Genomic DNA, 23,752 nt, shown 5'->3' on the forward strand with positions numbered 1-23,752 from the left:
TCAGCATACAACCACGATCCACAAACCTCCGACCATTTGATCGCGCTCGTTCACTTGGGTAATCTCCACAACTTGCAGATCGCCTTTCCGCGCGCCCGGATTCGGCGTGATCGTCACGACCGCCTGACGGACTTCACCGGCTTTCATGCGAATCTTTTTGGCTCCTCCGGTACGGCCCGGAACGATTGGTTTGTCCAAGAGGCCAATCAACGGACGATCGATCCGTTCGATCCCCTCAATCCGCTCGAATCGGTCCAGACGCCCGGAACGGATCGTAAGGTCCATCCGAATCGCATCCGACCGGTCGCGGACCGGCAGCTCCTCCCCGAGATCAAGGCGGACCGCCCGGAGCGGTTTGTCGGAAAACTGGGCAAATCCGCAGCCAACGGATTGTCTCAGCATATGCAGCTGTCTGTCGTCAGCGGGCCGGATTTGCGCGGCTTTAACTTGAAAGGCGGCTGCATCCGGAGCAGGGTTCACCAGCGCGAAGGAGAACGAAAACGGCTTCATGTCATGAGCCGCCGAATCGACGACGCTAATGTTTTTTTGGGCGACATGACGGTCGCCCGGTACGTCGAAAATCGCTGCGTTCGCGAAGCGGTCCGGTGGAATCGTTAGACTGACCCGGGCGAGCAGGCAGCGGTGGCCGCTATCAGCGGGTGCCGGACTCCAAGGGAAGCTAATGGCTGCTTGACTGTACCCGCTCACCGTTAAATAGCCGGAGCCGATCGGCGTTGCCGTAGCCGGGGTAAAAGCGGTCGACGGGTCCGCGACGAAAGCTTCGACGTAAGCGTCCACCGCATCGATGCCGCCGCCGTTCGTAACCACGACTTTCATCTGATTCATCTTGCCCGCGACGGCTTCGCTTCCTTCGGTCCCGTCCGGCTTCACGATGGTGATGTCCGGACTGACCCAGAACGGCAAGCCGGGAGCGAGCGGCTCCGAACCGTCGTCATAGGGGTGGGTACGTATCAATAAATAAGTGATACCGTCAAATCGGCCTTTATCCCGGTCGGGATTGTCATTATGATCTGGAAAACGATCGTTTGGCATAGACGGATGAACCTCCATTTTCGCCCAGAGGCGGGATCTGTTCATGTTCTGCTTTCGTAAACAAGCGGCGCGGACCGCACGAATGATTTAGGGACGAAGATACGGGGTTTCGACCGGGTTGGACGTTTCGAGATCATTTTTGGCTACCCACGTTTTCCAGCCGTACCCCCGGTCGCCGTCCAGGTTGTAATCCGGCAGCTTCTCCATCCGTTCGCCGATCAGCCGGGCGCAGAAATCGATGGCGCTGCCGAACTGTGCCGTATCCCACGTCAGCGAATCGACGTGGTGGGTAAACTGCATCCCTTCTCCGTACGGACCGTCACATTCATGGAGATGCTCCGCCAGCGGCTGGAACGGCCAGCTGCCGCTGATGAAAGCGTCGGGATACTGTCCATGGAACGGCTTCGGCGCAGGTTCGGCGTGTTCGCGTTCCCGGGCGGTAGTCGGGTAGATCAGATGATGCTCGGTCGTTCCGAACATCCCGTGACTTTCCTGCTTGCGCGGGTATTGGTAAAAGTTCGCATAAGCGCCGCCGGTCGTATGGGCGTAAGCTGTGTTGAGCAGCGCTTTGCCCCAGGGCATCTTGTCCAGATCACGCGGCTCGGGGAACAGGTAACCGCCCAGCACGAGACTGAACCGGACGTTGTCGTAGATTTCCCAGATTCCTTTCTGGATCTGGTACAGCAGCCACTTGATCAGGCCGGTCGCTTCAAGATAGGGGAGTGTCAAAATATCTTTTGCATGGGTGATTATCCAGTCGATGGTATACTCCACCACATCGGCCAGCCACTTCGCAAAAGCGAAAAGAGCTTCGAGAATCGAGCCGACGCTGAAACCGCCGCCGCTCGGTCCGCTGCTGGGAGGAGACGGGAATCCGCTGGTGTAGTCGTTGATAAGCGCTGCGGTGGCGCTACCCGGAGGAGGGACCGGTACGGGCTTCTTGGCGTCGCCGATCGTTGTCGATCGTTCGTACCATTTCATCCAGAGCCGGTAGGTCGTATCCAGATCGGCGCCGTTCATGGAGATCGGGTGTTCGATATCGGAGTAGGTGACGTCCATCGCCTTGACCAGCAAATTTTGCAGCTTCTCGGGCAGTCCGCCGTCCGGAAATTCGCAGAGCCGGTAGTAGTAGCTTCCGGAGATGGCGTCCGGGATGTAGGTATCTTTAGAGGTGAGTCTTAAGCAGGAGGTAATCGCGCGGCTGTCGGGGTAATGCTTTCTGGCGTAAGCGTCGATCCAGTTTTCTACCAGCTTGTGCCGGTGCCAATGCGTCCGGAACGGACCGCCGACGATCGAATTGACGAAAGGATGTCCGACGACGTCCGTCCCGATGTGGCTTGCATAACCGAGACAATACTTCATCAAATCTTTATCACCTTGGGCGAGGTTCCACATATTCGAGCAAAATTGGCCGGTTCTCCGGTAATGCAGGAAATCGAACCAATACCACTCTTTTTCCGGTGCGCCTTGCTGGATCTTCGGATAAAACGGATAAAACAGATCGACGTGGCTGGTCACAACCTTGCCCGCTGCAGTGAGAAGCGTGTTCGATGCAAGTGCGGCCGTATCCTTAATCTGACTGAACAAGCCTTGAAATAAAGCTTCGTCCAGCGCGGCCGTCGCGTCGTCGATCGCATCTTCGACGGGCTGGATCGTATGTTCGTAGAAGTCGCGCAGAGGTTCCATGGCGTCGTACACGGAAAACATAAAGTTGACAAGATCGTCTAGCGGAGTGTCGTACTCCTTTAAGGAAAAAAATAAAAAATCCGGTCCGATGCTGCCGAAGGCGGCATAAGGACTGCAAGTGTCGCTAAGCAGCTCGGCATAGTCGCGGTTCGTTTTGCGCATAGCCCTGCCCAATCGCTGTTGTACGATCATGTGAACGATGGATCCCGGCATGTAGGCTCATCCTCCTTGTCAGTATGAAAGACGAATGAAAGAAAAGATAACACAGGTGAGACAAGGAAGATGCTACCATAACCTTTGTCCAGTACAAGACCCAAAACGATCAGGAGCTTAAAAATAAGCTTCTCCTCCTAGTAGCTGTACGGCTTGGTAGAAATATGGCGGATTCGCTCGAATGCGGATGTGTTTTTTTATTGTTTGGCGAAGCCGGATTCTGTGTTGAAGAAGTTTAGTATGAATTTGAAAAGGAGTGTTGGATGTAATGACACACGGTCCAGACCGGATTACCGAGATGTTAACAATCGCAGGTCGAGAAGGGCTCCGGTTGAACCCTTCGAATATCGAGCTTAATGAATCGGGGATGGATTTCATCGTCGCCTTCGCAACGGATACGGACGGAACCGATTGGGTGCTCCGCAAGCCCCGGCGGTCCGACGTATGGGAGAGGGCGGAGAACGAGAGAAACGTACTGAATCTGGTTCGGGAGCTGACGATAGAGACTCTTATGCGGTCGTCCGCCACTGTTTTGCTGCGAAAAGTCATCTAATCCGGCGCATTGATGGTAACCGTGTTGCTCCGTATAATTGATAATGCAGACTTGCTGGTCGAGCTGGAGCAAACCGGCCATTGTGTCGGTTTTGCTTCCGACCGTCCTTGCCGGGATATGCTTCCCGTCTTGGATGAACGGTTGAGAAAGCGGCTTCTGATCGGCGCCAACGGGGCGATGACTTACTTCGAGGGCGAGCTTCAAGCCTCGGTTCCGATCCCTGTCGGACTTGCGAAGGAACTGCTGCATATTTTACAAGAGTTCGATGCCGAATATCTTATCGACGACAGATGGAATTACGCCTGCCGCATGGCGGATTCGCATCCGGCATCCGTTCCTTTGCTTTGTAGACCCGGACAAGCTTGCGGCTCGCATCGAATTGGACTAGATCGAATCGTATATGAAAATCGTAGTGCTGCCCGGCTCCGATTTCGGCGAGTTACCCCGGAGATTGGAGCGGATGGACGTAACGATCCACCATCATTCGACAGAAGGAATACTCGATCTGACCTACAAGGGCGTAAACAAAATGTCGGCTCTGGAGCTATCGGGTTATCCCATCGGCCCGTTCGTCTGCTTCGGTAACGACATGAACGATCTGCCACTGTTCGAGAAGGCGCATCATTCGGTGGCGATCGGGGATTACGAGCCTTTGCTGCGAATCGCCAAGGAACGAATTCCGGCAGACCAGCATACGGAACGCAACATCATCTGCAAGCTTCGCGAGTTGGGCGAACGATATGCATGACTTTCGAATCAACCCGGCTGGACTTCAATCTGACTCCTTATGAAAGGGGACAGATTTTTTTGTGCCGAAAGTCGCATTACTGTATTAACGGAGATACGGGAATTTGGGAGTTCTGGATTTTTGCAAACGGGTCTGTCCGGGTTCGCGCGGGGAACGTTTACAAATCTTCCATGTCGTTTTACAATTTTTAACTTGAAAGCGGGAGACGATCATGCTACAAATAAGGAATATAGTGCCAAACGAATTCCAGGGATTAACTGAATTGATTCAAATGTAACAACGAAGCATCCTATATAGTGGAAAAACGACAAAATTCACCATGAGAAACCATAAAAACTTCATCGAAAAATGACGATGAATGGCGTTTTCTGCCATGGGAATGATTAAAAACACTTGAAATAATTATTATATAAGTTATTATAGTACGTAAGACTCAGTATATGGATGTTTCATAACAGAAAAAGGCACACTGTCCGAAAGGACAGGCCGCAAAGCTACAGGGGCTACCCCTTCCCGCATGGAAGGCATGCCAGCCAGTTGCCTGTCACCAACGGCCAATAGAGTCTATGGAGGTGACAATTACTTTGTCGCCTTTTTTGTGTGCGCAGAAAGGGGGAGATGCAATAAACCCGGCATAAGGCTCGACATTTACGGCCATGTTCAACCAAGCTATATACCAACGGAGGGTAGAGTATATGACGAACGGTTTTCGAAAAAAAATAGCCATTATTACGCTTATATTCACATTATGTTTCAGCAGCATCGCTGCGGCGGCGCAATCGACAGGCCGACCGACGACGATGGGGACGAACGGCATGGTCACCACCCAGCATTATCTGGCTTCCGCAGCGGCGCTCAAAGTGCTCCAGGACGGCGGTAATGCGGTTGATGCGGCGATTGCGGCGGCAGCTGTATTGTCGGTCGTGTATCCGCACTACGTCAGCATCGGCGGAGATGCGTTCTGGATGGTTTACAACGCGGAAACCAAAGAGCTGAAAGCATTAAACGCGAGCGGCCGCTCCGGGGAAAATGTCACGATCGATTTCTACAAAAACCTCGGCTACAGCCAAATCCCAAGCCGCGGCTACTTGTCGGCCAACACCGTGCCCGGAGCCGTATCGGGCTGGGAAGAAGCCTACAATTACGCCAAAACATCGATGAAAAACAGTTTACCGTGGCATAAACTGCTGGAGCCGGCCATCCAGTACGCCGGCAAAGGCTTTCCGGTTACTCCGAACCAGGAGCTCTGGACGATTATCGATACCGATACGACTCAGCCGGAGATCAAAAATCTGCAGCGGTTCGAGACGTTCCGCAACACCTTTTTGAAGCCGAACGGCGACGTGTACAAAGCCGGAGATTTGTTCGTTCAGAAAGATTTGGCCCATACGCTTGAGCTGATTGCCAAAAAAGGAGCCGACGGGTTCTATAAAGGCGAAGTGGCCGAGAAAATTGTCGCGGACATTCAGAAGCACGGCGGCGTGATGACGAAAAAAGATTATGCCGACCACAAAGCAAACTGGGTAGACCCGATCTCGGCGAACTACCGCGGCTATACGGCTTACAATTTCCCGCCGAACACGCAGGGCATGGCATCCTTGTCGATCCTGAACATTTTGAACAACTTTGATCTGAAAAACGACGTGGAGGAAGGCAGCGCCGACTACTATCACTTGATCGTCGAAGCGACGAAGCACGCTTTTGCCGATCGGGACAAATGGTTGACGGACCCGGAATTCGCCGATATACCGGTGGATGAGATTTTGTCGAAAGAGCGCGGAATCGAGCTTGCTTCCCGGATCGACATGACGCAAGTATCGAATAACTTGAAGCCGCTCGATCCGAAGGGCGATACGGTCTGGCTGGGGATCGTGGACAAGGACGGAAACGCCGTATCGATGATTCAGAGCCACTACTTTGACTACGGCTCGGGCGTCGTCGCCGACGGTACGGGCGTATTGCTGCAAAACCGCGGCAGCTTCTTCTCCCTGGACCCGGATCATATCAACCGTCTGGAGCCGAACAAGCGGACGTTCCATACGCTTAACCCGGCGATGCTGTTCAAGCACGGCAAGCCTTATCTGGTGTACGGCACGCAAGGTGGAGAGGGACAGCCGCAAACGCAAACCTCGCTCGTAACCCGGATTATCGATTACGGATTTACGGTGCAGCAAGCGATCGAGGCGCCTAGATGGCTGTATGGCCGGACGGTCGGCGCCCAATCGAACGACGTGAAGGTCGAAGGAAGAATTCCGAAAGAAGTGCAAGACGAGCTGATCAAAAGAGGTCATTCGATCGTTGAGCTTGAAGCTTACACAGACATAATGGGACAATCCGGCGCGATTCTGATTCATCCGGATACGAATGTGAAATTTGGCGGAGCAGACCCACGTGGGGAAGGGGCCGCACTCGGTTACTAATTGGTTGCTCCTTATCGCTTAGGTTTCGGCAGACAAGCAGCCGGACCTGAGCATAAGGAGCCTTCTTGTGACTGGACATCGGCTCGATCCCAATTAATCAACTTAGGATAGGGGTTAAATGAAGTGTTATCGAACGAACAACCGGACAACAACCGAAAAGGAATTGTTACGATCGGCAAGCGGATTACCGGCAAGCTTCAAAACAAATTGATCATCTTTTTTCTGTTAGTCGCACTCGTTCCGCTGATCGGCACGGCCATCTTCGTCTACCAAAAGGGATCTTCCGAGCTGATAACCAAACAGCGCGAGAGCTACGAGAAGCTGGTGGACAGCCGGGCGAACGGGATCAATCAATGGCTGGAAGAGCGGATGGGCAATATCAAGCTGCTCGCCACGACTTCGGAAGTGAAATCAACGGACAACGCGGCCAAATCCCGTTTTCTGCAAAGCATTACGAAAAATACGGAGTTTGACGGAAACGGCTTCCTGAATCCGAAAGGCACCGTCGAAGCCGTCGATACGCTGGAGCCGGGAACCGATCTTTCGATGAGACCGTTTTTCCACGCGGGAATGGAAGGGAGGTCGACGTTCTCCGACGTCTTGCTCGCCAAGACGACAGGGAAACGTTCGATCATTGCCGCTACGCCGGTAATCGGGAATAACGGAGAGAAGCTGGGCGTGCTGACGGGCGTTATCAATTTCGGCGATTTTGTTACAGCCTACTTGCAGGATTTGAATCTGGACGGCGGTAAAATATATCCGATCGTAATCGACAACCTGGGAGCGATTCAGGTCCATCCCCAGGAGGACGTAATTAGCCAGCCGTTCGAGGAAGCCAGTCTGCCCGAGAGCCTGAAAGATATTTTCCGAAAGGAGAAAACGTCATCGAACACCTACACCTACCGGGACGGCAGTCAAGAATACCTTGTAGTTGCAGCGCCGATCCCTTCGACCAATTACGGCTTGTACCTTCATGTGCCGGTCAATTCGATTACGGCGGCGGTCAGCTCTATCCAAACGAGTGTAATCGTCATTATTCTGCTGGTCAGTGCGATCGTAATCGGTTTCGCTTATATGATCGCACGCCAGATTACACGGCCGATAAAAGCAGTTGCAGACATTATGACCCGGGTCTCCAACGGGGATTTAAGAGTCGAGCGGCTTACGATCCGTTCCCGTGACGAGGTGGGCCAGCTGGCGTTTTCTCTGAACGGAATGGTGGATCAGCTGAAGCATTTCGTAGCGCAAGTGAACCGGACGGCTACCGAAGTGGCAGCTTCTTCCGAAGAATTGTCTACCAATGCGGAGGAGACGAACAAGGCAACCGAGCAGATCGCAGTCTCCATCCAGGAAGTAGCCGACGGCAACGAGATGCAGGTGCAGAAAGTCGATCAAAGCGTCAAGTCGATCGAAAAAGTGGCGATGGGCGTCCATCAGATCGCCTCCAGTGCGGAAAGCGTGGCCAAGTCTTCGATGAGCGCGTCCGAAGCGGCTGAGGCGGGCAACAAAGCGATTCAATCGGTCATCGTCCAGATGAACTCGATCGAGAAAACCGTCAGCGATATCGAAGTAATCGTCAGACGATTGGGTGACGGTTCGCAAGAGATCGGCGAAATGGTCAAATTTATATCCGATATCGCGGCACAGACGAACTTGCTTGCCTTGAATGCGGCGATTGAGGCTGCCCGGGCCGGAGAACAGGGAAGAGGCTTCGCCGTCGTTGCGGCAGAGGTTCGCAAGCTGGCGGAGCAGTCCGCCCAATCGGCCGGACAGATCGCCCAGATGGTCGCGAACATTCAGAGCGAGACGCTGCAGACGGTACAGTCGATGGAGCAAGGCACGCGGGAAGTGGCGATCGGACTGGAAGTAGTAGGCCAAGCGGGCCGGTCGTTCGAGGAAATTCAGCAGACGGTCGAACAGGTGGCGGGGCAGATTCAGGAAGTCGCTTCCTCGTCGCAGAAAATGCTTGCCGAGACGGAAGAAGTCGTTACTGTCATTAACAACATCTCCGAAATCGCAGCGCAATCCGCAGTCGGAACGACCAGTGTCTCTGCGGCTACGGAAGAGCAGCTGGCGACCATGGAGGAAGTCACTTCCTCGGCGACATCGCTTGCCAGCATGGCGGAAGATTTAAACAGACAGGTCGGCAAGTTTCGGATTTAAATAGAATAGAGGAAGTGACGGTATTCCAGTCCGTCCGCGAACGAATCTGTCCCCGGTTAGCGCTGCGCTGACGGCCGGGGACAGATTTGTTTTCGTATGGCTGGTAGGCAATGGCTCAATAGTAACCTTTGCTTATATGAACGACGAGGGCGATATCGGCGTAGGGATCGTTGATCTTGGCGCAAGGAACCGGCAGAAGGCCGGGGTCCATATTGACCGTAAGGATCCGTTGTCCAGCCCGGCAATACCGGACAAATCGAAAGAAGCTATAGACAGATCCGTCCCTGATGTACTATGATAATGTTACAAACGAACATTAATATGTTTGTATTAAACATAATGGAGTTGGGGATATGAGCAGCTTAGCCAGATTGAACCGGATGTTCAGCAGCCAAGGGAAATGTTTCGACGTAGCGATCGATCACGGCTTTTTTAACGAGTTTACTTTTTTATCCGGGATTGAGAATATGAAGCAGGCGATCGAAACGATAGTCACGGCGGCTCCCGATTGTGTACAATTAAGTGCGGGGCAAGCAAGACTTCTGCAGGAGATTCCGGGCAAGCACAAACCTGGACTCGTGCTCCGAACGGATGCGGCCAACATATACGGCAGCGTGCTTCCGCGATTTCTGTTCAGCGAGCTGATGGACCGGGCCGTCGAGCATGCGGTCCGTCTGGACGCGGTAGCGGTGTGCGTGAATTTGCTGCTGCTGCCGGGACAGCCGGAGTTGCATCACCAATGCGTCCGCAACGTAGCCCAGTTGAAGACGGAATGCGAGAAGTACGGCATGCCGCTTATGGTGGAGCCTCTGGTCATGCTGCCTAACGAAGCGAAGGGCGGTTACATGGTGGACGGCGATATTCAAAAAATCATGCCGCTCGTTCGCCAAGGCGTAGAGCTTGGAGCTGACGTAATCAAAGCGGATCCATGCGACGATGTGACGGAATATCATCGGGTCATCGAAGTGGCGTCGGGCATACCGGTACTCGTTCGCGGCGGCGGCCGGGCGAGCGACGAGGAGATCGTGGGCCGGACGGTCGAGCTGATGAACCAGGGCGCCTCCGGCATCGTATACGGGCGCAATGTCATTCAGCACCCGAATCCGGCCGGAATGACATCGGCTCTGATGGCAATCGTCCATAAAGGAGCTTCTGCGGAGCAAGCTCTGGCTATACTGCAAGGCGAATCCAAAGCTTAGTCCAGACTTGCCATCCTGCTCCTCGAGAGGAGATTTATGAGCAGATGATCAAACAAAGCGAACTGCAAATCGCCCGGCAGCGTACGGCGGAACTGTTCCGGCATGCCGGAATCGTCCTGTCGGAGGAAGAGAAGGAGCGAATCGAAATCGCCGAATTCGGCTTGGGCCAGCTGGAGCGGCAAGGGTTGGAGCTGGTCACCTACGTCAACACCGGCAGGTACTGCGCCAAGGAGCTCGTCCTGTTCCCCGGGCAAACGTGTCCCGAGCACAAGCACCCGCCGATTGGCGACGATCCCGGCAAAATGGAGACGTTCCGCTGCAGGTACGGCAGCGTATTCCTGTACGTCGAAGGGGAGCCGACTCCGGATATTCGTGCGCTCGTACCCGAAGGCAGCGAGAACTACTACACGGTATTTCACGAAATCGTCCTGCTGCCGGGCGAGCAGTACACGATTCCTCCGAATACGCTGCACTGGTTCCAAGGGGGAGACGAAGGCGCTGTCGTGTCGGAGTTTTCCAGTACGAGCCGGGACGAATTCGATGTATTCACAGATCCTCACATCAAGCGGATGCCCGAAATCGAGGAGGACTAGATGGTGAGGCTTTACAACCGGGATTGGACGCGACGGGAAATCGAAGAAAGGGTCGGCCGCATCGATCAGATCGGCGGCATTCAGCGGGTCCGGGGAGCGGAAGGAGTAGAGGATGGCGTCGAGCTGGTCCGGATCAGGACAGGAGCGGGTTTATCCTTTGACGTGATCCCTTCCCGCGGGCTGGACATCGGCATGAGCGAATATGGCGGCGTACCGATCGGCTGGCTCGCGCCGGGAGGCGTAGCCCATCCCGCCTATTATGACGCTCAAGGCGAGGAGTGGCTGCGTACGGCGGCAGGCGGTCTGCTGATGACATGCGGACTGATGAACGTAGGCAACCCGTCCGTGGACGGGGGACTCTCTTACGGCCTGCACGGCCGGGTTCACCATCTCCCGGCACGCCATGTCGGCGTAGAAGGTAGCTGGGCCGGCGACGAATACGAGATGACCGTCAAAGGCACGGTTGACGAAACGTCGATATTCGGCGATCATCTGAGACTGACGCGGGAAATTCGCAGCAGACTCGGAGAAAACGTCATCCGTATTCGCGACAAAGTGGAGAATGTCGGGTTTACCCGGGCTGCCCATATGCTGCTGTACCATTTTAATTTCGGCTTTCCGCTTATGGACGAGCATACGAGGATCGATTTCCCGGAGGCGGCGTTGTCTCCGCGCGAAGCGGACATGCAGGTGGACGGATACGACCGCTGGCAGTCCCCGGAAAAAGGGTATGACGAGCGGGTATACTACCACCGTAATATACGTTCCGCAGATCGGGCGAGTGTGCGAATCCGCAACGACCGGTTCCCGGCTTCCTCGGGGGCGGCGCTGCCGATCTCTGTAGAGCTTTCCTGGGATGCGGCCAATCTTCCGAATCTGATTCAATGGAAAATGCCGGGTCAAGGCACGCATGTGCTAGGCCTGGAGCCTGCCAACTGCGTCGTGGAAGGACGCGCCGCCGAACGGGAGAGAGGGACGCTCGTATTCCTCGAGCCCGGCGAAAGCAGGCAGTATGAACTGGAACTTCAGGTGAACCCGGGCGTTACCGCACCTTGATCTATAACCGGGTACAGACAAGAGGAGCTTGCTGCGGCAGGCTCCTCTGTTTTCTTTGCGCTCATGAGCGGACAAAAATCGGCCGAGGACGTGAGCAAGCTGATTCAAAACCGGGTGACCACCTATCTCAATGAGTGAAGCGATTTCCATAGAGAGCCGTTACGTGCAACTATGATTCGGGGAAGGTGAGGTTTTTCGTGAATGTGACGACTAGCGGAACGTATACGAATCATCGGGCGAATGAGGAGTTGTTCAATCAGCTGTTCAGGACATATTACAAGCAAACCTATTACTCCGCCTATGGGATGTTGAGAGATCGCGGCTTGGCTCAGGACGTCGTTCAAGAAACTCTTGCTTCGGGCGGGGTTGGGGAGCGAATACGAAAAAGCCGAAAATAGAAGGCGCGAAAGAGGCTGTCGATTCATTGTGAACAACCAAGTGGAAAGGGAAAAGATTACCTTTTGGCGAGTTTTGTCTGGAATCCCCTACCTTACAATCCTTATTCAATCAAGGGATTCCGGACAACCTGTTTGAGCAGAAGAAGGTAACTTTTCACTTGGAACGGACTGATAACACTTCTACACATTGAATCGACGGCCTCGCAAAAGACTTCTATCTGGTATCCAGCCCGAACGTTGCCGTCTCTATGAATATACTGGTAAGATGTGTATAACGGTTTGTTCAACGTTTCGGTACGTCCCCTATGAAGGAGCGTGATTGAAATTTTTATTCGCCCCCACTCCGAGGAAAAGCACGACATCTCGGCATGGTTCCGGTCCTACTCCGAACCGCTGCACGGCGATCCTTATCCGTTCTACAACTATTTGCTGGAAAGAGAACCGATCTATTACATAAGTGATCGAAACCAATGGGTGACTTCCCGCTATGAGGACGTCAATCGGATCTTGAAAGATCCTGCATTCGTACGCGAACACCGGAATGCCGCACCGCCGTCTCCGCCGTCGCAGGAGCATCCGAAACAGGAAGCGCCACCCGCGCCGTCCGTCTGGAAGCCGGTGAACGATCTGCTGGGCAATTGGATGCTGTTCCGCGATGCGCCGAACCACACGAGGTTAAGAGGGCAGGTCAGCCACGCCTTTACGCCGCGTACGATGGAACGGCTCAAGCCGAAAATACAGGCGGTCGCGAATCATCTGGCCAAGCAGCTGACGGAGGAAACGAAGCCGGATTTGATCGCGTCCTACGCATTTCCGCTGCCGGTTATCGTGATCGCGGAGATGCTTGGAGTGCCGCCGGAAGACCGCGAGTTATTTAAAGGATGGTCGCACACATTCGCCAGAATTCTCGAAGGCGGCGACAGACCGCCGGAATTTGCCCAGCAAGCGGCTCAGGCGGCTGTCGAGATCACCGACTACTTTCGTCTTCTGATTGCGGAGCACAGGAAGTCGCCGCGCGAAGATATGATCAGCGATCTGCTTGCCGCGCAAGGACAAGGGGGCACCCTAACCGAGCAGGAGCTGATTGCGACCTGCGTGCTGCTGCTGGTAGCCGGTCATGAGACAACCGTGAACCTGATCGGCAACGCGGTTTTTACGCTGTTGAGTTTTCCCGAGCAGCTCACCCGGCTGATCGCGAAGCCGGAACTGATCCGCCCGGCCGTCGACGAAGTGCTGCGGTTCGAAGGGCCTGTGCAGATGACAGGACGTCTTGCGTCCGCCGATTACGTGATCGGCGGTCAGACGATCAAGCGGGGGCAGTATGTCACCGTCATGCTGGGGGCGGCAAATCGCGACCCTTCGCAGTTCGAACAGGCGAACCGGTTCGATATCGGGCGTACGCCGAACCGTCATCTCGCATTTGCCTCGGGTCCCCATTTCTGTCTCGGTGCTCCGCTTGCCCGCATGGAGGGTGAGATCGCGCTCGGCAAGTTGGTGGAACAGTTCCCCGGCATGCGCCTTGCAGACGCCAAGCCGGATTGGCGGCCGAATATGTTGTTTCGGGGCTTGAACACGATGCGCGTGGAGTTGTAGTGGAGCGAAGCTTGACTTGCATTCGTCATCGGCTGCGTGATTATTAATCCGGACCGTTTGACACTGATCTTATGGCATATGAGACACGGGGCTATGGGCTGTCCCAAAGGCGTTCGCATCATATTGGGAACATACATCCCAAGATCCATACGAAAGGACCCCAAATTCCACGGTAAAGTGGAGGCTGAGGTCCTTTTTCACAAGAAAAATCGGGTTTAATGGGGCTCGAAAATCGCAAATTGACTCTTGGGACACCCGCTTTCTGATATTCAACTGAATTTGACTCCGAATGGATATGATTATGCGTATAAATTTTGACGTAAAAAAGCGAAATAGGCGATTATATATGAAAAATCGTATAGGATGTACCGAGTTGGATTATTATCGAAAATGATATACGAAAAATGATATACACGAATTCGAGGAAGCAAACAATAACCGGAGGAGGTTAGCTTCCAGCAGTAAAACGGCCTTCCTGCAGGCCAAAACGGCTAACGGGAAGGCTGTTATTCAATCCAATCGCTGCTATCTCTTACTAGTTAAGACCCAAGCTCAATCCGCTCCAGCTCCAGTTCATATCCGTCGGGAGCGGTTATCGACAGATCCAGTCCGGGCGGCGTCTCGACGCGGAGGCGAAGCTTCCGGTTCGCCCGGTCCGCGTGCCAGGTTATATCGATTCGCCCGAGTCCGGGGAGGGGAACCGTGCCTGTGGCCCAAGTGAGGTCCGCTATGTTCGGTTCGACCGCAATCTGCGTCCAGCCCGGATTCAGGCCGCGCACGCCGAGGATATACGCCCCCAGGAAGTAGCCGGGACCGGCCGACCAGGCGTGGCAATGGCTGCGCGTGAGCTCGTTCGGATGGTTGCGACGCTCCAGCGGCCTCGGATACATTTCCCAGCACGTCGTCGCGTCGTGTTCGATCATATGCCCGTACTGCGTCCGGATGTCGTCCAGCATGATGTCGATCCGTCCCAGCTTGGCCAGCGCCTCGTGATAGAAAAACGACATGAACGGACTGCCGATCTGGACGAATTCAACCGGGGGCTCGGCGACGTAGTTCTCCAGTATGCGCTGACGTTCTCCTTCCGCGATATCGCACAAATACCCAACCACCTGTGTCTGCATGCTGAACACTTTGGATATTCGGCCGTCGCTGTGAATGCAGTCCACAAAAGCATTTCGTTCTTCCGACCACAGGTGGGCATTGATCGCCGTCTTCAAGGCGTCGGCGCGGGCGAGCAGCCGTGCAGCTCCAGCCGGGTCGGTATCTGCCGCGATCCGGGCGGCGGAACGGAGCGCCTTGACGAAAAATAGGTTCTGGTGCGTAACGACGCCGTCTCTCGGCTGATCGATCGGGGCCCAGTCCAGCAAGTTCCATGCCTTCATATATAACAAGCCGCGGTCGTCCAGCTTCTCCGCGAAATGATCGAGCGTACTGCGGACTTGCGGCCAGATTTGCTCGGCAAAGCTGCGGTCTCCGCTGAATTCGTACAGTTCGAGGCAGGCGATCGCCCAGAAAAAGGTCCAGTTCGGAATAACGCTGTTCCAGCCGCTCGGCACCTGGTCCGCGTACAATGGCGTCTGGAACTGTGAGCCGGGAACGAGCCGCAAACAACGCTTGACGATGGCGTCGTTGCCGAATACGTAATAATTGACGAGCGCTTCGTTGCGGGCATCGCCTACCCAGAACGCCTGTTCGTACGCCGGACAATCGACGAACGTATCCTCCATGCACACCCGGGTCGTATGCTTGCTAATCTCCCAGATGTCGTTAAGCAGCGCATCGGAGCTGCGGAACCGCCCGATCTCGGCGACTGCAAAATTGCTTTGCAGCATCGAGATCCGGTGGAATTGAACCGGCGCTGCGGCGTTTCTCACGACGACCATCAAGTAGCGGAAGCCGCGACGGACGAGGGACGAGTACGATTGACGGCCTTCCCGGCAGACGTATCGCATCGTGTTGTCCAACTCGAATGTGTCCTGTCTCCAGCCGTCCTGGATAAACTCCAGTCCGTAGAAGTCCAGAATCGTGCCGGCGGAGGCTTCCGCTTCGAACTCGATATAACCGGTATATTCCTTGCCGAAATCGATGATCATCTCCGTGTCCTCGCCGGGATATACAGGCACGACGGCCGCCGACCGGTTCGCGATGACGGCCTGATGAAGCGAATACGGGACCGGAAGCCGGACGGATTGCGTCGTCCAGATGCATCGGCTGAACACGTCGTCCTTGCTGACATAACGATTGTCCACCGGACGCAGCCATTCGGGGAACTCGTGTAAACCTGCTGCCGAGCTAATAGCTCGGGCCCGGTCATAATCCGGATGCGATTCATTCAACGGTCGTGCCGGCTGGTGGTCGATGATTTCGATATGATCGAACGGCCCCAGCGTTGCAAACGAAGAACGGCTGTCTGCATTCGTACCGGCTGCGGCAAGAGGGGAGACGACTTCGAACGGCTCTTCGCAATCGATCCCGAAGTGGAAGCTGTGTCCATGAATCGTACCTTTTAAGGCAAGCATCAGGAAATTATCGCCTTGCTGCAGCTCTACATCGAGAAAACGTCTCGGCTTTTCTCCATAATAAGCCGTATCCGGGTACCAGGTCCCGTTGATGCTGCACGACCCGGGCAGCCGTCCGCTGTCGACGATGCCGATCGTCGCGCGAACGGCTTTGTCCGTTCGGATGACCGTAGCGAGGAAACCGTACAGCCGGACATTGTTGGCATGATGTTCGCTAGACGGAACGAAATGATTCCGCAGGTCCAGCACGACTCCCCACGATCTCGGCTTTACCCGGCTCAAGTTCTCGACCCGTACCGGGTAGACGGGTTCCTCGGTCAGATGCGGAATATCCCGCTCGACCAGCTGCGTCCACGGCTCCATGCCGACAGGGCCGATGACGGAGACGTTCTCCCAGCCTGAATCGTCGAACCCGGCATCGCTCCAGCTGGCGTCACAGCCTGCGGCATCGTACACTTCGGTGAATGGAAGCTGGCACGAAATACGCGGTGAACGCGAATCGTAACCGGCATGGAGAGAGGTTGTCCAGCTGGCGTCCGTGGCCGCCAGGACCGTACGCTCGCCCTCGCCGGAAAGCTCCACCTGGGCCAGCAACCCGCCCCGTCCGCGCACATATTGAAATGTCGGGACCCCGTAGTGCGTCACCAGCACTGCTACCGTATTGTCTGTTCCCGGACGAAGCAGATGTCCGATCTCGTACTCGTCATAGGCGAGCTCGAACGGCCACGACCGGACAGGACCGCGTCCCGCCGCGGTGCCGTTCACATACAGGACGTAACGGGAATCCGCCGTAATCTTTAATTGTACCGGACGTCCCGCATCCGCTGACGGTAAAGTAAACTGCTTGCGAAAGCAGCGCCATTCATTCCGCGGGCTTGTATCTCCGCCGGACCATATCCATTTGGCTTTCCAATCTGCGTTTGGCTTCATATCTCGGGTAAACCTCCTGGTTTGCGAATCTGTTTTTGTATAGTATAATTCAGGAACAACCAGAGGTGGGGTGGCAATTAGGACATATTATGGGGTTGAAACGGACACGAGGGGAATCGGGCCGATGAGCGTAAAACGGATTGTACAAACGATACCGCTAAGTTTATACATAACGGAGGAGACGCCGATTCACGTTAACCGGGTATCCGAGTCGTTCGAGCTGGCTGAGCATAATCACGAATTTCTGGAAATCAATTATGTCAGCGAGGGGAGCGGTTTTCATCGGATCGAAGGATTGTCGCTGCCGGTTGCACGGGGGGACGTTTTTTTTCTCCCGCTCGGGGTGTCCCACGTCTTCCGTCCCGCGCACGCGCAGCCGAAGCGCAAACATTTGATCGTGTACAATATTTTGTTCAGCACCGCGTTTTCCCGCAAGCTGGAGCCATTTTTTGCGGAAGACGCAGCTGTGCTCCGCTTCCTCACTTCGCCTTATCCGGAGCAGATGTGGCTTCATGCCCAGGATTCGGACGGCACCTTCCAGTCGATCGTTCATACGCTGTTCGAGGAGTTCGTAAGAAAACGCCCCGATCATCTGCAAGTGATGCGTTCGGAGATGATCCGGCTGCTCCTTCATCTGCGCCGCTCCCAGCTGAGAACGGCGATAGCAGGGGAACCGGCTCCGCTCGATGATCCGCTGGAGCATGTGCTCGACCGGATCAGGGAAAAGGCGGCGGAGCCTCCTACGATTCAGGAGCTTGCTGCCGAGTCGGGACTGAGCGAGAGGCAATTCCGCCGAAGATTCGAAGCGCGCACCGGGATGAATTATACCGAGTACATACAGAAGCTGCGGATGGAGCTGATCTGCAAGCTGCTGGCTTCGACCAGCGATACGATTGCGTCGATCGCCTGGAAGGCCGGGTACCGGGACATTAAATTTTTCAACCGGTTATTCAAAAAGCTGGTTGGAGCAACCCCTAGCGAATACCGCAAAATGAAGGCGCAGCGGTAGCGACAAGGAACGGATCAATCCGGTTCCTCCGGCAGAGGACTATGCCTGGTCAAACATCATACAGCCGCCGCCTTCCGATTGGAGGGCGGTTTTTTCTACGATGAATCCGAGAAGCGAAATCAAAATTTTTATTAAAATTGGAACAATTCCCCGGTTTCCATTGTCCAATAAGTAGAGGGCGGGGTGAAGGGTCGTTGGAGGAGCAGGATTATTGGAAGCATATGGCGTCACTGAACAAGGAGACGTTCCGCGAATTGATGCTCACATACGGGCAGGACGTCTGGAATTACGCTTATTTGATGACGAAGCGCGCGGATCTCGCAGACGATATCTCGCAGGATGTATTTCTCAAAGTGTATCAGAATATCGGTTCGTTTCGGGGGGAATCGTCATTTCGGACGTGGCTGATCTCGATTACGAGAAATATAGCGATCAACTACAGGCGGTCGGCCTTCGTGCGGAAAGTAACGCTTGTGGATTGGATTGTCCGCAAAGAAACCCATTCGTCAGCAGAAGACGAAGCGATGGAGATTTGCCTGGCCGAGGATATATGGCAGATCGTGCTGAAGCTGCCGGTGAAATATAGAGAGGTGCTTCTTCTCGATGCGAGGTACGATCTCACGATAAAAGAAATCGCGGATGTGCTCGGGATATCGCAGGGTACCGTGAAGTCCCGGTTGTCCCGGGCGCGCAGCAAAGTAACGAGAATCTGGAAGGAGGGGGCGGCTTATGAACGAGCCTAAGCCGGAGTGGTACGAACAGATGCGAAACGATCCGTTCGATCGGAGGACATTCACGCTGCAGAACATCAACCGGATCGAAAAGATGGCCGCGGATGGCCGCGCCGGCTCGAAACGGAACGGACGCCCAAAGCCTGTGCTGTGGCTGGCTGCCGGTGTCGTGATCGTACTGCTGCTCCTAATTCCGGATATGCGGGCGACGGATGGACTCAAGCCGTGGAGCGGGGAGGCCGGGACAGAAACGAATCCGCCTGCGGAGCGGGAACGGTATAGGCTGAAAGGGGACGTCGAGGTCACGCAATATCCCGGAGCATATGAGCACGGCGCACCGGTGTTCGTTGCGGATGCGGATCTCTCTTACGAAGTGACTGAGATTCGCGACAACTTCGCCAAGATTGCTTCCGGGGGGGCGAGCGGGTGGATTCCGGAATGGTACTTGAACCGGGAACCGGAAACCGGCGCGCTGCTGAACGTTAAGCCTTACGAGATGCTGGTGCAGAATCCGGTGGTGTTCCGGTTATATCCCGATGAAGCGAAACCTTCGGGCTTCGAGCTGCCGGCCGGCAAGGTTGTGCAGGTTGCAAGGGAGTACCGGGACTGGGCCAATATCAGGCTGTTTACGTACGATACCCCGTATACCGGTGAAAAATGGGTGCCGAAGAGCGCTCTTGCGGTATTCGATCCCGCTTTCGCGCGGGAAGGAACGCTGCGCGAAGGAGCCGGCGTCTATACAGAGAAAGGAGGAGCCAAGGAGCGTCCGCCGGGGCCGATCTGGATCGATCGCGAAGCCGGCAACCGCTACGTGATTATCGCTCCGGGCGGGTACACGGGGTATATCGAGAAAGCGGATTTTGTTCCGAATCCGTTTCGTGACACGGGAAGCGAAGGGAGAGCGGAGTCCGGTTATACAGAGGAGGAGGAAACGGCTCTCAAGGAAGATCTTTCGCACCGGGCGGTTGGAACCCATACGGAGGGGCGAATCGTCGTAAAACCGTCGGGTCAGGCGAAAGTAGCCGCTCTTGGCGCCCCCAGCTGCTACGGACAAGAAACCGATCTGAATTGGAGAGGTGCTTATGAAGCGGTTTGGGAACCCAAATCGGGGGGAGCCGCGAGTCCGATTTTTTCGTTTCCGGCTGAGTTCGAAATCATCCAGAAAAACGATTCCCCGGTACAGATGAAGTCGTTCGCCTTAAGCGGCACGGATCTGTTCGCTTACGTTCCCCGGTATACGGACTGTCACGCCCTTGAGACCTACTTGTTCGGAGTAAGCGACGGCAAAGCGTTCCCGGTTCGCTTCGAGATGGACAAGGAGCGCAGTTGGACGAATATCGGACAGCTGCCGAACCGGCAGTTCCAGGTAACAAGCGGAGAGATGATCGTGACCGGCGGATATGGGGCGGGTCAAGACTTTATCGATGTGTATCATTTCCGCTACGATTCCAAAAAGAAAGCGATGGTGCTGCAGCGGACGGAACAATTGAAGCCGAATGAAATAAACGAATAGGTTTGTCGAATCAGACTACTGCCGGTCTAAGAGCTGGCAGTTTTTTTGTGTAAATTTGCCGAAAAACCACAAAAAATGATGATACGCAGCACGATTTGATGGTATGGTATAAATAGGAAATAATTATTTGCGGAACACGGAGGTTTTTATGAGATTTGGAATGCCGACACTCGTCGAACATGCGTCCATCGAAGACAATGTGCAGCTGTGCCGCAGACTCGGTCTGCACTTCGTCGAACTGAACATGAATCTTCCGATCTGCCTGCCGGAAATCTTGTCCCCCTCGGCTATTCGATCCTATACCGAACGATACGGAGTCCGCTTCTCGGTCCATCTCCCGGAAGAGCTCGATGTAACTTCGTACCACCCCTCCATCCGATCAGGGCATCTGGAGAGGTGCGAGCAGACGATGGAGTGGGCGAACCGGTCGGGCATCCGCACGCTCACGATGCATTTGAACAACGGGATCTATTTTACTTTGCCGAACTCCAAAGTTTGGATTAACGAGCAGTATGAGGAGACGTATCTGGAGCTGCTGCTCAAATCGTATGCAGAGCTGTACCGGCTGGCCAAAAGTTACGGGGTCGACTTATGTATTGAGAATACGGGCAATTTCCAGCTGCCGTTCGTAGGGAGGGCGCTCGAATTGTTAAGCGCTTCGCCGAACTTCCGTCTGACCTGGGATGTGGGACATGACGCCAAAGCCGGTTTCGCGGAAAAAGAAGTGTTCGACCGCTACAGGAGCCGGGTCCGGCACATGCATCTGCACGATTATAACGGCAAATCGGACCACCAGCCCTTATACAAGGGAGTCGTGCCGCTTGGAGATCGGCTGAGCCTGGCCCGGGAGCACGATTGGACGATCGTCATCGAAGTGAAGACAGCTGACTCGTTGACCGAATCGGTGGAGGCGCTTCGCCACCGAGGCTTTATGGATTTCTAGCCGCTGGTTCGGGAAGCGATGCCGACCGAGCCCGCTTGTTTCCGGATGGATCAGGAGCGAATGTAAGAAGCCGTTCATCCAGGTCATAATCGGCAAATACCGAATGTAAATATCGGAAAACGTCTATGCGAATCGTTCATATACAAGTGCGGCTCCATCGATTAAAGTATGGATCGGAAGGGCACTTATGCGGGGCGGGAAGGATCTGTACGGATGCTTTCCGTCTTTAGCCGATAGTGGACATGCGAGTATAGCCGAACACGGGTGACGGGAGGAATAATCAATGCGTGCAGGGAGTAATGAAGGCGACACAAAGAATCTATTGAAACCGTTTACAGAAGCGGAAATTAAGCAGGAAGGCTGGGAAGGCAAACCGGTGAGCCGCCGCAAGCTGCTCGCAGCTATGGGAGCAGCCGGGGCGGCGCTCACCGCGATGGGCGTTCTGGCCGGTCAATCGGGTGCGGCCGCGAACCGTGCAGGACCGGGCGTACACGGATCGGTGTATGGCGGAGACCCCGAATTTCCGCTATTGGCAGACTGTGTCCGCGGCGTCCGGATCGAAGAGCTGAGAACCGAAACGGCTCCGGTGGAGGGCCGCGTGTATTTCGTAACCGATCCGGGCCAGGAAGGACCGTTCCTGTACGATCCCGCCGACAACTCGGCTGCGGATAATACGGGGACCGTGATTGTATCGGCTATGGGAGCCCGCTTCAAAAGGCGGTACGACGGGAACATCCATGTCAAATGGTTCGGGGCCAAAGGGAATGGCGCCGCGGACGATACGTCCGCAATCCGTGCTGCACTGGCGGCGGCAAGAGGAAAGACGATGTATTTCCCTCCCGGCGTGTTCCGCCTGACGGATACGATTACGATTCCCCGCAATACGTTCGTTCGCGGATCGGGCAGCTCGTCCTGGTTTACGTTCGGACAGCGGCGCAATGTGCTGCCGGACAGCGTGCTCGATATGGAGAACGGCACCGTTCTGGCTTTTTTCGGCAACGGTTCGCAAGCGTTTTCAAGTAATCGCGCCGACTTCCAGAACTTTACGTGCGCGGTCCGGTTCGAGAGCGATGCGGACGGCACGCAGCTGTCCGATCTGAAAATATTGTCCCATTTCCGCATCCGGGACGACCTGGGCGGCATCACTACGCAGCTGACGGACGAGCATGCGATGTACGACGTAGGCTTGTGGATCGATAATGCCGAGCATGTCAAGCTGAACCGGGTATCGGTGGTCGGGTACTGGCAAAAGGCCGGATTGTTTCTGGACGCTTCGGGCCGGCTCGCTGCGACGGGCGAATACGGCTCAATCGAATATGCGACGATCAAGGATTGCCTGTTCCAAGGCAAGATCGGGATGGCGGTGCTCGGAGGAGACGAGGGGAATCCGCCCGACGAGACGGGGTATACGCCTCCGGCCGGCGATGCCTTGACGGAGGGGCAGTTCGGTCTGTCTCATTTATTCGTCTCCGACTGTTTCTTCTCTGGTACGGACCACCATTCCAACGGCTTCGCCTCAGGCTGGCAAAGCCGGATCGAACCGGACAGCACGCCGATCAAAATCGACGGCTTCATCGGCAGCGGATCGCCTTACCGGATCAACAATCCGCGCTTCGTCAACTGCTCGATTCAGACGCGGGAGAGCGCCTCGATCGTTCTGGATCGCGTCATCCGGCCCACCTTCGTGAACTGCCGGGCGGAGAGCGGACCGATCCGCGCCTCGAAGCATACGATCCAGCCCCGGCTGATCGCCTGCGAATTTCCTTATAACCGGACCAACCCGATTTATCAGGAGATCGAGTTTTGCCAGGGCGCGCATATTGAACCTCCGTTCCGGAGACTGGGACACGTTCTCCTTATGCCATACGAATTCCAGATCGAGCTGCGCAACAACGGCGGCGTGATCGAGCACCGGGTGACGAAGCCAAATGCTATCCAGGCGACGGCCAAATCAAAGGCCGCCGAAGCTTTGTTCCGTTACGCCATAGCCGAAGCGGGTTGGAACTACATGCAGTGGACGCCGACTCCCGTTCCCGGGTCTACCGACGATTTTGCGAAGGGTATTTATTTGGGAGAGAAGTCTTTTACGGCCAAATACAACTTGTACACGAGCGTAATTATCGACAATGCGGCCGATTATCAGGAGGTTGAAGTTACGGTTGCCGATTCAAGAGCGGCCGATGCGAATTTATGGGCGAGAGCGGGCACTTTCTCCGCGCAGGCGGTTCCGTACCGGATGAGCAGCTATTCGACCGCGTTGAAGATCGAGCTGCGCAGCGGCACAGGCCCGGCGGCGAATCTGACCGCCAACCTGCCGAACGAAACGAACGGCCCGGCCAGTCTCGTCCTGCGGGTGAGAGGGAAATTTTATGAGCAGACGTACGGAATGGCTTGAACGGAGCTAAGTCACCGGGCACGCTTATGGTGCC

Annotated in this window: 16 protein-coding genes, 1 pseudogene and 1 riboswitch; of the genes and pseudogenes, 14 read left to right on the top strand and 3 right to left on the bottom strand. The window is 55.2% G+C overall.

Translation table 11 applies throughout. From position 1 onward, the window contains the following. Together PV433_RS07585 and PV433_RS07590 are read right to left on the bottom strand one after the other, a co-directional pair. Entirely contained in the window at positions 1-1,053 is a 1,053-nt protein-coding gene (locus tag PV433_RS07585; RefSeq protein ID WP_332071575.1) for a hypothetical protein, read from the bottom strand. An 87-nt stretch (positions 1,054-1,140) separates the two neighbouring features. Further along, on the bottom strand, positions 1,141-2,952 hold the full coding sequence (locus tag PV433_RS07590) for a hypothetical protein (protein ID WP_332071576.1): 1,812 nt from the start codon (positions 2,950-2,952) through the stop codon (positions 1,141-1,143). A gap of 268 nt (positions 2,953-3,220) precedes the next feature. Between PV433_RS07590 and PV433_RS07595 the strand changes: the two genes are divergently transcribed. From PV433_RS07595 to PV433_RS07635, 9 genes and pseudogenes are all read left to right on the top strand, one after another. Continuing rightward, positions 3,221-3,505, top strand: coding sequence for a hypothetical protein (locus PV433_RS07595; RefSeq protein WP_332071577.1), 285 nt, complete (start codon positions 3,221-3,223; stop codon positions 3,503-3,505). A 12-nt stretch (positions 3,506-3,517) separates the two neighbouring features. Further along, positions 3,518-3,727, top strand: a pseudogene (locus PV433_RS07600) (HAD hydrolase family protein); the annotation flags it as partial. Between the two features lie 238 nt (positions 3,728-3,965). Then, positions 3,966-4,253 carry an HAD family hydrolase gene (locus PV433_RS07605; RefSeq protein WP_332071578.1) on the top strand — a complete coding sequence of 96 codons (288 nt, stop codon included), beginning with the start codon at positions 3,966-3,968 and terminating at the stop codon, positions 4,251-4,253. 453 nt (positions 4,254-4,706) lie between these two features. Beyond that, positions 4,707-4,798, top strand: a riboswitch (cyclic di-GMP riboswitch). A gap of 255 nt (positions 4,799-5,053) precedes the next feature. After that, on the top strand, positions 5,054-6,673 hold the full coding sequence (ggt, locus tag PV433_RS07610; protein WP_442951487.1) for a gamma-glutamyltransferase: 1,620 nt from the start codon (positions 5,054-5,056) through the stop codon (positions 6,671-6,673). 123 nt (positions 6,674-6,796) lie between these two features. Next, complete coding sequence (locus tag PV433_RS07615; protein WP_332071580.1) at positions 6,797-8,836, top strand: methyl-accepting chemotaxis protein; 2,040 nt, start codon at positions 6,797-6,799, stop codon at positions 8,834-8,836. A gap of 353 nt (positions 8,837-9,189) precedes the next feature. After that, a complete protein-coding gene (locus PV433_RS07620) occupies positions 9,190-10,035 on the top strand; it encodes a class I fructose-bisphosphate aldolase (protein WP_332071581.1) in 846 nt (281 codons plus the stop codon). A gap of 62 nt (positions 10,036-10,097) precedes the next feature. Beyond that, positions 10,098-10,628, top strand: a complete 531-nt coding sequence (locus tag PV433_RS07625; protein WP_442951488.1) for a D-lyxose/D-mannose family sugar isomerase — start codon at positions 10,098-10,100, stop codon at positions 10,626-10,628. After that, positions 10,629-11,684 carry an aldose 1-epimerase family protein gene (locus PV433_RS07630; protein ID WP_332071583.1) on the top strand — a complete coding sequence of 352 codons (1,056 nt, stop codon included), beginning with the start codon at positions 10,629-10,631 and terminating at the stop codon, positions 11,682-11,684. 713 nt (positions 11,685-12,397) lie between these two features. Next, positions 12,398-13,675, top strand: a complete 1,278-nt coding sequence (locus PV433_RS07635) for a cytochrome P450 (RefSeq protein WP_332071584.1) — start codon at positions 12,398-12,400, stop codon at positions 13,673-13,675. Positions 13,676-14,214: 539 nt separating this feature from the next. Here PV433_RS07635 and PV433_RS07640 read toward each other — a convergent pair. Then, the gene (locus tag PV433_RS07640; RefSeq protein WP_332071585.1) at positions 14,215-17,127 is read right to left on the bottom strand and encodes a family 78 glycoside hydrolase catalytic domain; all 2,913 of its coding nucleotides are present in this window, start codon (positions 17,125-17,127) and stop codon (positions 14,215-14,217) included. A gap of 124 nt (positions 17,128-17,251) precedes the next feature. On the opposite strand from PV433_RS07640, the gene PV433_RS07645 reads away from it, so the two are divergent. The 5 genes from PV433_RS07645 to PV433_RS07665 all read left to right on the top strand — a co-directional run bounded on the left by PV433_RS07645 (position 17,252) and on the right by PV433_RS07665 (position 23,718). Then, positions 17,252-18,136 (top strand): AraC family transcriptional regulator, encoded by an 885-nt coding sequence (locus PV433_RS07645; protein ID WP_332071586.1) that lies wholly within the window; start codon positions 17,252-17,254, stop codon positions 18,134-18,136. A gap of 194 nt (positions 18,137-18,330) precedes the next feature. Next, positions 18,331-18,879: an RNA polymerase sigma factor gene (locus PV433_RS07650; RefSeq protein ID WP_317891203.1), complete on the top strand. Its 549-nt coding sequence runs from the start codon at positions 18,331-18,333 to the stop codon at positions 18,877-18,879. Further along, the gene (locus PV433_RS07655; RefSeq protein WP_332071587.1) at positions 18,866-20,380 is read left to right on the top strand and encodes a hypothetical protein; all 1,515 of its coding nucleotides are present in this window, start codon (positions 18,866-18,868) and stop codon (positions 20,378-20,380) included. Before PV433_RS07650 ends, PV433_RS07655 begins: the two co-directional genes overlap by 14 nt. A 148-nt stretch (positions 20,381-20,528) precedes the next feature. After that, positions 20,529-21,323 (top strand): sugar phosphate isomerase/epimerase family protein, encoded by a 795-nt coding sequence (locus PV433_RS07660; RefSeq protein WP_332071588.1) that lies wholly within the window; start codon positions 20,529-20,531, stop codon positions 21,321-21,323. A 283-nt stretch (positions 21,324-21,606) separates the two neighbouring features. Next, positions 21,607-23,718, top strand: a complete 2,112-nt coding sequence (locus PV433_RS07665) for a glycosyl hydrolase family 28-related protein (protein WP_332071589.1) — start codon at positions 21,607-21,609, stop codon at positions 23,716-23,718. Positions 23,719-23,752: the final 34 nt, after the last annotated feature.

The sequence above is a fragment of the Paenibacillus sp. GYB004 genome (assembly GCF_036577605.1).
GTDB lineage: Bacteria > Bacillota > Bacilli > Paenibacillales > NBRC-103111 > Paenibacillus_AB > Paenibacillus_AB oceani.

Coding starts and splice junctions, on each gene's coding strand:
- PV433_RS07620 (WP_332071581.1), top strand. CDS start 9,190: ATGAGCAGCTTAGCCAGATTGAACCGGATGTTCAGCAGCCAAGGGAAA.
- PV433_RS07640 (WP_332071585.1), bottom strand. CDS start 17,127: ATGAAGCCAAACGCAGATTGGAAAGCCAAATGGATATGGTCCGGCGGA.
- PV433_RS07655 (WP_332071587.1), top strand. CDS start 18,866: ATGAACGAGCCTAAGCCGGAGTGGTACGAACAGATGCGAAACGATCCG.
- PV433_RS07590 (WP_332071576.1), bottom strand. CDS start 2,952: ATGCCGGGATCCATCGTTCACATGATCGTACAACAGCGATTGGGCAGG.
- PV433_RS07645 (WP_332071586.1), top strand. CDS start 17,252: ATGAGCGTAAAACGGATTGTACAAACGATACCGCTAAGTTTATACATA.
- PV433_RS07630 (WP_332071583.1), top strand. CDS start 10,629: ATGGTGAGGCTTTACAACCGGGATTGGACGCGACGGGAAATCGAAGAA.
- PV433_RS07660 (WP_332071588.1), top strand. CDS start 20,529: ATGAGATTTGGAATGCCGACACTCGTCGAACATGCGTCCATCGAAGAC.
- PV433_RS07665 (WP_332071589.1), top strand. CDS start 21,607: ATGCGTGCAGGGAGTAATGAAGGCGACACAAAGAATCTATTGAAACCG.
- PV433_RS07595 (WP_332071577.1), top strand. CDS start 3,221: ATGACACACGGTCCAGACCGGATTACCGAGATGTTAACAATCGCAGGT.
- PV433_RS07585 (WP_332071575.1), bottom strand. CDS start 1,053: ATGCCAAACGATCGTTTTCCAGATCATAATGACAATCCCGACCGGGAT.
- PV433_RS07605 (WP_332071578.1), top strand. CDS start 3,966: ATGGACGTAACGATCCACCATCATTCGACAGAAGGAATACTCGATCTG.
- ggt (WP_442951487.1), top strand. CDS start 5,054: ATGGGGACGAACGGCATGGTCACCACCCAGCATTATCTGGCTTCCGCA.